Here is a 12,566-nt window from a genome sequence, read left to right as displayed (position 1 = left end):
ACTAAATTATATTTAGTTTAACATAATTTTAAATTTAAAACAAAAATGCTTGCATAAAAAATACCCCTAACCGGAATCGAACCGGTGTTCCTTGGTTGAGAACCAAGCGTCCTAACCACTAGACGATAGGGGCATGAAATATTTTATTATTATAAATAGAATATAATGGGAATCGAACCCGTCAAAATTTTCTGGGAAAATTTTGACTGTATGAATGAGAATCATACGTCCTAGCCACTTGACGAATGCGGCATGTTAAACTTAATAACCTAAAAACCTAAAAATATAAAATTTGCTTAAATTAAAAATATCAGAATTGACATAAAAGTCAATCTAATTTAAATAGGCTGAAAAATCAGCCTATTATTTAAAATTATAAATTACTTCTTATAATTCTCTTTTTACTTCTTCAATTTGTTCTTCTTTTGTTGGTGTTTCAAAAAGTTTTTCTAGATATTCAACATCAGATTCTTCCTTTATTCCAATAGAGTCAAGATATTTTCCATCTTTATCCTCAGTAACCATAACCCAATCAGCATCTTCCTGATTATCAGGATAAAATTTATAAACTTTGTTTCCTATTTTTACGCTAACGATCTTTTTTTCACCATAATTTTCATACGAAACTTCGCGATGTTCATCTAAAGCTTGACGCAAACCATCTGGAATATCTTGTTCGAAAATTTTTTCTAGATATTCAACATCAGATTTTTCGCTAATGCCAATAGAATCAAGATATTTACCATCTTCATCTTCAGTAACCATTGCCCAATCTGCATGTTCTTGGTTGTCAGGAAAAAATTTATAGGTCTTATCTCCTTGCTGTATTTTGATAACTTTTTTTTCACCATAATTTTCGTAAGAAATTTCGCGATGATCATCTATAGCTTGACGTAAACTATCGGGAATATCTTGTTCGAAAATTTTTTCCAGATATTCAACATCAGATTTTTTATTGATTCCAATGGAGTCAAGATATTTTCCATCTTTATCCTCAGTAACCATAACCCAATCAGCATCTTCCTGATTATCAGGATAAAATTTATAAACTTTGTCTCCTATTTTTACGCTAACGATCTTTTTTTCACCATAATTTTCATACGAAACTTCGCGATGTTCATCTAATTCTTGACGTAGATCATTTGTAATATCCATTTTTTCTTCTTCAAGATCAATTTGAGGCTCTTGTTCGATTTGCGGAGGGTTTGTCATATGTATTAAAAAGTTTTAATAACTTTCTTTAATTCTAGATTTTGGCTAATAACTCCTTCTTTTCCACCTTGAACTTCAATTTTATTTTGTGGCAATTCATAACCAGATTTTTGAGATGTTAGAACATATTTGTCTTTGCCAGCTAGGAAGCCATAACGGCCATCGCCTTTGGAAATATCAGCTAGCAACATTCTGCCGTATTTATTGTCAAAAAGTCTGACAATTGTTTTTGGCAAAGCTTTGTGCTTGGATTGATCAATTGTTTTGCCCCATGAATTCATGCGCTTAACTGCCAATCTCCTGAAGACAAAGAATAATATTATATCCAAAACAAATAATACTGCTGTCAAAATTGATGGGCTGATGATTAAGCAAAATAATCCGATAATTGGACCAACGATTGCAACAAATTGATTGAATTTATATTGTCGCCTTACTTTTAATAATTGGTTATCAGCATTTTTAATAACTTCTTTTGGCAATGTTTGTAAATCGCTAAGTGTCTTTATCGGAGTTGCAATTACTTTTGATGGATTGACTGGATTTTGCATGTAACCTTCTTGTGGGTCTAGAGGAATGTCAAAAGCAATAACGCCTTTTTCTTTTTGGTTATTATTTGATTGAACTGAAATTGTTTCACCAATATAAGTATTTTCTGTTTTTTCAGTTGTTAATTTTGATGGAAATATATAATAAGGCTTGGCAACTGTAATATAATAATCTCCTGGATCAACGATAAATAAATAACGGCCATGAACATCAGTAATTCTAGTTGCGAGCAATTTTTTGGTATTTTTGTTAAACAAACGGACAATAGCTAAATCAAGAGGCTGTTTACTTAATGAATCGAAAACAATTCCCCATCTTTTTCTTTTGCCAAAAAATAGAACTGGATGAGTAAGATATTGTAAAAGATAAGCAAGATATGGAAGCAATGAATTGATAAATGGGATTGCTGCCAATATTCCCAAGGCTGTTAATGCGGTTATTATTGGAGCAACGTAATTATTTATTATTTGTTGAATATCCTTATTTTTGAGAAAATTAAGAACATCATCGAAAATTTTAATAACATTATCAACAAATTTTTCACCGACAACTTTTTCTATTTCTTTTTCTATATTTTTTTCTTCTTCTTTAGGTTGAACAACTGGTTTTTTTTCTTCTTTTTTAACAATAATTGGTCCGCCAAATGCAGCACTTGAAACAGTATTAGAAACAATATTGCTTTCCGTAAATATTGCTCCTGGGTTGTAGCTGCCAATTCCTTTATTTGAAATAACTGTTCCAAATGGAACATCGCTATTAACTTGAACTTGAAATTCAATAAATCCTGAATTATTTGGATCAACAACGCCAATATCAACAGTAACTGCACCAGGATTTGTTTCGTTATAATCAGCATTATCATTATCTCTAGAATCAGAACGTCCGACACCATTAACATTAATTGAACCTGTAATATATGTAGTAGAAGATGAAATTGAATCGACGATTCTTAAATCAGCTGTCGACTTTGCACCTTGATTAATATAATCAATGCGATAATTTATAAAATCTCCTCGAGAAACAGAAGCTGCTCTTGTGCCGTAACCTATAAATAATTCAATAATTAAACAAAAGGCAATAATTATTGTGACAGTTCCACAAAATACTTTTTGTTTTTTAAATAGATAGCTGAAAGTTTTTGATATTCTGGCTCTATTCTTAAAGAAAGTAAAGATGAAATAAATTGATGAAACAATAAGCCAAAATGCGATTACGATAAAGAGGATTAAACTAAATTTTGATTTGACATTAAAATTACTGACAACTGATGTTGCTTTTTTTAGCATTGAGCTTCCGCTGCCTGATGTGCCGGCTGAAATTGCTGAGATGCTGTAAGTTTTGGTAAGAGAAATAAATGGGCTTGTTGATGAGATAACGTAAACTTCTGTATTAACAGTTGCCTCTCTATTTCCTGCTTCATCAATGCCAAAAAATTTCAAAGTAGTATTCTCGCTAATAAGTATTCGACCATTATAAACATTTGAGTTTTCTGTCGGCTCAGTGCCATCAGTTGTAAAATAAATTGTGGCTGGCTTGTCTGAAGTCAATTCTACTGCTTGAGGATTTTCATATATTCCACCAGGAGGGTTGGCTGATGTGTGTGGAGCTACAAAATCAAAAACATAAATTTCTGTTTTGACATCAGAGGTATTTCCGCAAGTATCAAAGGCATAAAATTTTAAAGTTGTATTACTATCGATTGGAATAGCGCCTCGGTAAGTTGTTCCATTTACAGTTGGATCATCACCATTTGTTGTATATCTAATTTTTCCTACTTGTTCATTTGCAGTAAGAGTTACATTTATTAGACTATTGAATGCGCCACCATCAGGATTTGCAGTAATTACTGGCGCATTAAAATCTAATGTCACTGTTGTTGATTTTGTGCTGGTATTGCCAGCAGAGTCTCTTGCATTTGCAACGACTGGATCTGAGCCTTGAGTTTCAGTTCCTAAAACACGATAAGAATATCGAATTGATTCTGCACCAGCTTGAGCATTGTTTGTTGTAGCGGAATTTCCGTCAACAGTGACAGATGGATTTTCAGATTGAGTTCCATCAATACTGACTGTAATACTAAGATCAGTATTTCTTTTGCCACAAGTTGGACTAACCGTCACATTGCTTATCACAGGTGCGACATTGTCAAGGCTAAAACTTGCAGAAGAGACAGCTGTTCCATCATAAAGCAGGTCATTTGGAGTGACACGAATCATTGCATTATTTGTATTGGCTCCAGGCGCATCAAGCTTTGAATTCCAAACAACATTAACAGTATTAGCTCCTGAAGATGTTGTAATATATCCTGCAGCAGTACCAACTTGATAAGCTGTACTATTATCAATTTTTGGATCGCCAAATGTTGCAGTTGTATCAGCGTCAGTCGTTGAAAGAGTTGCTTTTCCAGGCCAGGTAGCGCCATTGTCTAAAGAATATTCAACTTTGGCGCGTGAATTATTATAATCAGGATCGCTAAGTGTAAAAGAAATATTTACTCTACCTGTGCCATCAGTTACTTGAGAGGCAGTTACACTACCTGCGGTAATAGCTGGATTTAATGAAGTTCGGTAAACTGAACCAACAACACTCCCTCCAGCAATATTGCCATTAGCAGAATAAAGATAATTATTTAAAGCAATTAGTCCGTATGTAGAATTAATGTTTGCATTGCCAAAACCTGATTCATTAATCTGTTCAAAAGTTGCCCCATCAATTGACATCCAAATTCTAGTGCCGGCATCGTCACGTCCAGTTCCTACATAGAGTGCATCACGATTAACTAGCATCGATTGAAATGTTCTACTTACAGCAGTTGCACCAAAACCGTCAGCGCCAACTTGCGCCCAATTTGCAGGATTAGTACCATCTGAAGTTCTCCAAAGTTCTGCACTCTGTATTCCACCAGATTTTTCTGTGCCAGCATAAAGCTGATTATCATAAACTACTAAAGATTGAACTGTTTGATTATTATCTCCAAAACCATTATTATTCGAAACATTCCAGTCGACGCCTTTACAACTAGTACAATACCACACCTCACTTGTCGGACTGCCAGGAACGCGTCCTGTTCCAACGTACAAAGCATTGTTGAATGTTGCCATACTTGCTGCGGATACATTATTAGCATCACCAAAACCGCTAGCTCCATCAACTCTTGACCAATTAGCTTGGATATTACAGTCTGAAACAATTGATTGACAACTCCAAACTTCGGCACCAGTAACAAGATTTCGAGTTCCAGCAAAAATATAACCATCATATTCAACTAAAGAACTAATTTCAATATTGTTGACATTTGAAAGTCCTGGATCAGTTGCAGCAGCCCAATTAACAGCTTGATCACAATCAGTAGTTAAATCGCAACGATAGATAAGTCCTCCAGCAGCATTGCTGACACCAGCAAAAATTGCACCATCAAATTCGATTAATGAATACGTACTCCTGTTTGCCACAACACCGAAACCGTCACTGTTAACTTGAGTCCAATCTGTTCCGTTAGAGCTTGAAAATAATCTTGTGCCAATAGTTCCAGAGCCATCATAAGTGCCGGCATATATTTTTCCGTTAGAACTTAGAATTGAAGCAGTTGCAGTTGAACCAACGTTATTTGCAACTTGAGTCCAAGTCAAAACTTCGGCATCTGTTTTTTGAGCATTATAAAAATTATTGCCAAAAATAAGAACGGCAATTATAACAAAAATTGTTGGGATGACTATCCAATTCTTAATCAAATTTTTCATGTTTTAATTTTGTTGTTTGTTTTATTATATAATATTTGTGCTTTTTACACAACTGACATTGTTAATATCTTTTACATAAATATTATGTTTTTAGAACTTAACATTGTTCAATTGTTAAATTGTTGAATTGTTTGCGTATTTAACAAAAAACCTCGGGAAAATCCGAGGCTTTGTTAATATATTTCTCTACTCAAAGAAGAAATCTTGGCTATCCGATGTTTCTAAATTAGTTAAATTAGATAAGGCATTCTTTTCTGCAATGACAAACTTAATCTTTTTTAATGTTCTGAAGTAAAATGATGGAGCAAATGGTCGGTTCTTTGTTTTAATGTCTAACGGATTTGGAATTGGATTCTTTGGAGGCTTAACTAAATAATTTCTGATTTTAAATTTTAGTGTATGCGTTATTTTGTTTTGGTATATTCGATATGGTCCTCGCCAGATATTGTCTCTGTCTTTAATGAATAATCTTAGATTTTTTTCTTTGATATTCGTCTTGTTTAATTTTGTTTTTGAATATCTGACTGAAATTCTAAAATTAATATGCTTGTTAACATTTTTTTGATAAGCTTTTTTGACTGTGCCGATATTTGATAATAGCTTTAAGTATCCTGGATAACTGTTCTTTTTTGTAAAACCGTTAAGATGCTTCTTCTTGTTTCTGATTAATTTAATATATAGATCTTTGATTGATTTTTGTTTAGGAAGAAGATAGAAAAGAAGATCAGCATTATTTTGTTGACTTTGATAGGTTTGATTTAAGACTGCATCTTCAAGATTGATTCTTTCGATAAAAGGAATTGATGTAATAATTATGTAATTTTCTGTTTTAATGTTTTCAATATTTCCAGCATTATCGACTGAAAAGAATTTGAGAGTTGTTGTCTGATTAATTTCAATTGGTGATAAATAGACTAAAGATGATGTGGTTGGTTCTGTGCTATCGGTTGTGTAATATGTTTTGCTAACTCCTGTATTACTATCAACTGCTGTTAAAGTAACAGTTTGAGTCGATGTATAAGTTCCACTAGCAGGAGAAGCAATTGTAACTGGAGCAATAGTATCTATAACATAGTTTTCTGTTTTAATTGATTCTTGGTTATCAACAACATCGACAGAAAAAAACTTTAGAATTGTGTTAGAAAAAATGTCTAAAGGAGAAACATATTCAGATGAATTAGTCGTTGGATCCGTTCCGTCAGTTGTATAATATGTTTTATTACATCCTTGACCACTAACATCATCACAAGATAAAGTTACAGTTTTTGAAATATTGTAAATTCCGCCAGTAGGAGTTGCAGTTGTAGCTGGAGCAGTACTATCTAATACACCCGCTAATGCTTGCGCAATCTGACCATTTCCTGCTTGAGTAAAATGAACACCATCTTGATCATAAGCGGCTTGTATATCCCATAAATTTCCGACATCTCCTCCAGGCCTAAATTGACCTACATAACTACTTGTATCTACAACAATAGCCTTTGAATAACCAGCAGCCAAAGTTGCAATCGCAGAATTCCAATCATCCCTAATCTGCATTTGAGAATTTGTGCCATTTGACCAAGGAAGAATCTTCACAACTAAAATCGTTGTAATACTATCACTCGCTTGTGCGGCATCAAGCATACTTGTCCAATTTGCCAAAAGTGTTGCCTTAGATGTAGCAGGATCATAAGAACCAAAATCATTTACTCCAGCTTCAATAACAGCGACTCGCGGATGTAAATTTATCATATCTTGAGTAAAGCGAGCAGCTATTTGTGTAGAAGTTTGAGCACCAATACCCATATTTTGATAAGTATAGCCCGTCAAATTACTAAATTGTCGTTCTAGCGTTGAAGGAATATTTGTTGTCTCAGTAGTATGAAGAAAACTATAATTTGTATAATGCCCAGATATAATTGAATCACCAATAAATGCCACTTGCGGTGCCTGCATATAAATTTCTACTGGCATTACCCCGCTAGCAGTAGTCTTACTTTCCCAATCCATGCTAGTTGATGAAATAGCAGTATCAAACATGTAATAAGTGGCTGCACTTCCAGGACTATAAGCATAAAAATTTTGGATACCATTTGATTCAATTCGCATGCCAATATAATCACCCTCCAAAACTCCGATGATGGGAGAAGAAAGATCAACAGTAGCAAAATCTCCGGCAACTAAACTATCCACAATATTATTACTAGTACCAACTAAATCATATGTTGATCCATTTTTTCGCCAAATCCTTATATAAAATCCAGTAAGATTTGTCTTATTTACAGTATATAGACGAACTCTGTTAACAATACCATCCTGACGCATTCTATATTTATGCGCTTTCATCAAAAGCTCCATGTTTGTATGTCCTCCAGTAACTCCAAAATTTGCAGGTGAACCGGATTGCGCTGTATCATAAGGACCAACAATTACTTTATCTGAATTAGCTATATACGGTGGATAAATTTTATTAGTCGTAACAGTAACAATATTGGAATAAACAGTTGCCGATGTTGCATCTGTATATACAACTCTATAATCATAACTTGTATCAGAACTTAATCCGGAATCAGTCGCCGGACTTAAAGTAGCTCCACTAACATCTGACCAAGTATCTAATCCATGCAAACTTCGTTGCAATTGTTCCGTTATAGGATCTGTACCATACAATGAATGTGTCCATAACAATGTTGCCGAGTTTGCAGTATGAGAAGATTCCGACACAGTACCACCTGAAAAATGTAAAACTCCAGAAGCTTGAGCATGATCAAAAATTTTTGTATCACTTAAATTAGTATAAATTGCTAGATGCTGCATTTTACCACCATTAAATAATGATGTTCCTGCGCGACTCATTAAATATAAAACTGAATTTCCAAAATTATTTGTATTATCAAGATTTAATGGTCTTGACTCAGCTGTTTGTAATATCCCGTCCACATATAAATTCACTTCATCCGTAGCAACACTTTTATCAAACACAGCAACTATATGATGCCATGTTTGTAGTGATGCCTGTGCATACTGTGCATAATTGTAACCTACATTACCTTTGACGGCAGGTGCAAACTTATCATTAGGTGAATTTCCATTCTTAGATGAAAAATAAAAACCTGTTGTTTGTGTTGCTATGCTTGAACCAAGTTCCCATACCATTAATCCTCCTGATGCATCATAATTATCAAAATAAACTAATGTCTCAACTAAAACCTTACTATAAGAAGTTAGGTTAATACTTGATGCAGTTTGTCCAAAATTAGATGTACCATTAAAAGAAACTGCTGTTCCATCTACTTGTCCATTTTCTCCAGCAGTCGCGCCAGTAAGATTAATTGCCGTGCCACCAACTACTGCGGACAAACTTGTTGCTCCAGCCGCTTCATCCATCGGCCAATAATAAATAGGAGAATCAGCTTCAATCACGTCTCTATATGCCGCTTGCGCAACTGATAATGAAAGAAACAATACAGAAAAAATTGCTATAAAAAAAAGACTCAAAAGAATCTTGTATTTTGAAATACCAAAAATTTTTACTTTTCCATTAAGCCCCCCCCCTCGTACTTTTTTGATTATATTAAAATTATCCATTTTGTTTTTATAAATCAAAACTTATTGCAAATTATTTTATAACTCGCCATTAGTTCGTTGTTTATTTAAGTATACAACTTTTTTGTTTTAAAAACAAACTATACTTTATTGTGCATAATTCTTAAAAATAGGGAACAAAAATTTTTGTTCCCTACTGTACTTATTTTTTCAACCATTCAGTACTTTGTCTAACTAACAATTCTGGCGCTTTTTCTGGCTCTGCCATTAATTCTTTGGTTATTTTTTCCATTCTCATGCTTTGTGAGCCTTTGATGAGAACAATATCGCCAGGTTTTAAAATTTTATTTTGGACGAAAAGTCCGGCTTCTTCTGAATTTTGAAATGTAAAAACTTTGTCTTTTGGAAAACCAAATTTAATTGCTTCTGATGCAATATATTCTGAAGCCTTGCCAACTGCAACGATAAAATCTGCTGATTGAGATGCTGATTTACCGACATCTTTGTGGGCTTCTATTGTCATAGTTCCTAATTCTAACATGTCAGCTAAACAGGCAATTTTTCGGCCAGATGTTTTTATTTCTTTTAAAACATTTAGAGCTGATAATGTTGCTTCTGGCGAGGCATTATATGAGTCATCAATTAAATATGTTCCTTTAATTCCAGGAATTAAATTCATTCTTCCTTTTGGAGATTGATAATCGTATAGCGCTTCTGAAATTTCAATTAAATTAAATTTCATTGAAATTGCACATGCAGCTGCTGCTAGTACTGCGTAAATTTGAGTTTTGCTAAAAATATTTTTTAATCTGACTGGAACTTCTTTGCCTTGATAGCGCATTTTGAAACTATAGCCTTGCAAACTTTGTCCTTGCGAAAAATCGGCATTAAGTGTTAAATTATCTGCTTGCAATTCTGATCCTTTTGTAAAACCGAAAGTGATTGTTTTTGCTTTTGTTTGCTTGGCTGATAAGCGAACTGCAATGTCATCATAATTTAAAATTGCTGTTTCTGTTGATTTCAAATTAGTAATTATTTTTGTTTTTTCTGAAACTAATTCTTTTGGACTTTTGAAAAATTCAACATGAACTGGTTTTTTGCCAATTGCAGTTATTACAGAAATATTTGGAGTTGCTAAATTTAACAGATAATCCATGTCATTTGGTTTATCTACTCCCATTTCAAGAACCAAAATTTTTGGATAATCTTTTGAGTAAATTTGTTTTATGCCTTTATTGAAAATATTTAACCAACATAAAATTGAACGATTAGCTGTTTTTTCGCCGATAATTGTTAAAGGCAAACCAATTTCATTATTATAATTGCCAATTGTTTTTCTGACAGAAAATTTATTTTTTAAGACATGATAAATAGCCTCAACTGTTCCAGTTTTTCCGACACTGCCGGTAACACCGATGATGATTGGATTATGTTTTTTGAGAATAGATTTTGAAATACTTTTTAAAATTTTTTGAAGTAAATTTTTCATGAGATAATTAAATTACAAGCACCAAATTCCAAACAAATCTCAAATTCCAAATTACAAGAATATATTTGTGGCTTGTAATTTGTTTTTTGTTTGGAATTTGGGATTTGTAATTTGGAATTTAGCTACTCGGTGCTATTTGATAATATTTTAATAATTCTTGCGCAATTGATTTGAATGCTGGACCAGTAACAGATTCCGCCCACACATCTCCACCAGGATTATTTAATTTTACTAAGATCGCAAAACGAGGATATTCGATTGGACCAAAACCGACAAAAGTGGTGATTTTTTTGTTTGGATCATAACCTTTTCCATCAGCGCTTGGAACTTGAGCTGTGCCTGTTTTTCCGGCAAGCTTATAACCTGCAACTCTTGCTGGCTGTCCAAAACCATTTTCCATTACTGAAACCATCATTGCTGATAGTGTCTCTGCTGTTTCAGGTTTGATCACTTGACGGACTGCTTTTGGTTTTGTTGTCTCCTCTGATCCGTCTGGTCTAATAATTTTTTTGACAATATATGGTTTCAATAATCTTCCTCCATTTGCAACACAAGCGATTGCATTTATTAACCTTAATGGAGTTGTTGCAATTCCTTGTCCAAAACTCATTGTAGCAAAATCCATTTCAGACCATTCATTTGGTTTTTTAACATTTGCACCAGCTTCTGTATCCAAATCGATGCCAGTATTTTCATCAAAGCCATAATTAATTAGGTAATCATACATTTTGTCTCTGCCCAAGGTTCTTGCAATTTGCACCATGCCAATATTATTTGATTTTTCTAGAATTTGAGTAATAGTTAATTCGCCGTTAGCTTTTTTATCAAAATTTTGGATAGTGTATTCGCCAATCTCTATTTTACCGTTATCATTAAATTTTGTTTCTGGAGTAATTAAACTTTGATCAAGAGCCATAGAAACAATTAATGGCTTGAAGGCAGATCCAGGTTCATAAAGTTCGTAGATACTTGAATTGCTGAAATCATTAACGTTTTCAACTTCAGAATAACTATTCGGGTCAAAATTTGGATAGCCTGCCATGGCAATTATTGCTCCTGTTTGCGGATCTAAAACAATTGCTGAACCGCTTTCAGCGCCATTTTTTTCAACTGCATCCTTCACAACTGTTTCTACTTTGTCTTGAATTAAACGATCAATTGTTAAGACAATGTCACTGCCATCTTCTGCTCCTTGAACTAAATTTTTTGAGTTGCCAGAAATCATTTCTCCTAAAGTATTTTTTTCACTTTGCAGAAAGCCATTTTTGCCTGAAAGTGTATTGTCATAAAAACCTTCAACACCATATTGTCCTTTTTTTTGATCATTGACAAAGCCAACAAAACCTAAAATATGCGAGCCTAAAACTTTGTCAGGATAATATCGCCAATCCTCTGTTTGATGGCTGATGCCAGTCAGATTTAGATTTTTAATTTGTTCTACTGTGTCGCTTTCAACTTTATGCTTTATTGGAACATATAGTTTTGACTCATCAGAAATTAAATCGTAAATATCGTTTCTAGACATTGAAAGTAGAGGTGATAATAAAATACTGGTTGCATTTTTATCTTCAATATCCTTTGGAACAGCATATACTAAATTCATTTTTTTGTTAATAGCCAATGGATAAAGTTTTTTAGAGAATTTGTCTTCAACATAAATCTCGCCTCTTTCAGGTACTAGTTCTTCAAATAAACTATGCTGTCCAGAAGCTAAAGCTTCATAATAGCCATGTTTGACTACTTGCAGATTAAATAACTTAAAAACAATAGCGATGACAGCTATTATAATTATGACAAATAAAAAATTTAGACGATCAAAAATTGGATTGTTTCTTTGTTTTTTCATAATTATCCACAAAGTGTGCTTAAAATTAGTCTTTTGATAGAGACTTAAAAATTTGTTAAGATGATAATTGCTCTACTATTATTGTGAATGGCCATTAGTCATTTATATTACCATATTTACTTGTCTCGTAAACATGTAAATTGGTTATCCATTAATTTGGATAGAAGCTTTATATTTAGTTAGTCACTAGATATAAAATCTA

General features: G+C 33.3%; 5 protein-coding genes and 1 tRNA gene. All 6 read right to left on the bottom strand.

Annotation, left to right across the window (positions count from 1 at the left end; all coding sequences use genetic code 11):
* Positions 1–61 precede the first annotated feature (61 nt).
* Positions 62–133, bottom strand: a tRNA-Glu gene (locus tag WC663_02085).
* A 254-nt stretch (positions 134–387) separates the two neighbouring features.
* The gene (locus tag WC663_02080; protein MFA6296115.1) at positions 388–1,212 is read right to left on the bottom strand and encodes a hypothetical protein; all 825 of its coding nucleotides are present in this window, start codon (positions 1,210–1,212) and stop codon (positions 388–390) included.
* A gap of 5 nt (positions 1,213–1,217) precedes the next feature.
* Positions 1,218–5,501, bottom strand: coding sequence for a chitobiase/beta-hexosaminidase C-terminal domain-containing protein (locus WC663_02075; protein MFA6296114.1), 4,284 nt, complete (start codon positions 5,499–5,501; stop codon positions 1,218–1,220).
* Positions 5,502–5,687: 186 nt separating this feature from the next.
* Positions 5,688–9,071, bottom strand: coding sequence for a chitobiase/beta-hexosaminidase C-terminal domain-containing protein (locus tag WC663_02070; GenBank protein MFA6296113.1), 3,384 nt, complete (start codon positions 9,069–9,071; stop codon positions 5,688–5,690).
* Positions 9,072–9,231: 160 nt separating this feature from the next.
* On the bottom strand, positions 9,232–10,518 hold the full coding sequence (locus tag WC663_02065) for a Mur ligase family protein (GenBank protein MFA6296112.1): 1,287 nt from the start codon (positions 10,516–10,518) through the stop codon (positions 9,232–9,234).
* Between the two features lie 118 nt (positions 10,519–10,636).
* The gene (locus WC663_02060; GenBank protein ID MFA6296111.1) at positions 10,637–12,364 is read right to left on the bottom strand and encodes a penicillin-binding protein 2; all 1,728 of its coding nucleotides are present in this window, start codon (positions 12,362–12,364) and stop codon (positions 10,637–10,639) included.
* Positions 12,365–12,566: the final 202 nt, after the last annotated feature.

Source organism: Patescibacteria group bacterium (genome assembly GCA_041662665.1).
In the GTDB taxonomy this organism is placed as follows: domain Bacteria; phylum Patescibacteriota; class JABMPQ01; order JABMPQ01; family JAQVVF01; genus JAQVVF01.
The sequence above is the reverse complement of the archived record's forward strand: the minus strand, read 5'-3'. Positions and strand labels throughout refer to the sequence as shown.

Bases quoted from the DNA above. Each gene is read 5' to 3' on its own strand.
- WC663_02080 (MFA6296115.1), bottom strand. From the start codon at position 1,212: ATGACAAACCCTCCGCAAATCGAACAAGAGCCTCAAATTGATCTTGAA.
- WC663_02075 (MFA6296114.1), bottom strand. From the start codon at position 5,501: ATGAAAAATTTGATTAAGAATTGGATAGTCATCCCAACAATTTTTGTT.
- WC663_02070 (MFA6296113.1), bottom strand. From the start codon at position 9,071: ATGGATAATTTTAATATAATCAAAAAAGTACGAGGGGGGGGGCTTAAT.
- WC663_02065 (MFA6296112.1), bottom strand. From the start codon at position 10,518: ATGAAAAATTTACTTCAAAAAATTTTAAAAAGTATTTCAAAATCTATT.
- WC663_02060 (MFA6296111.1), bottom strand. From the start codon at position 12,364: ATGAAAAAACAAAGAAACAATCCAATTTTTGATCGTCTAAATTTTTTA.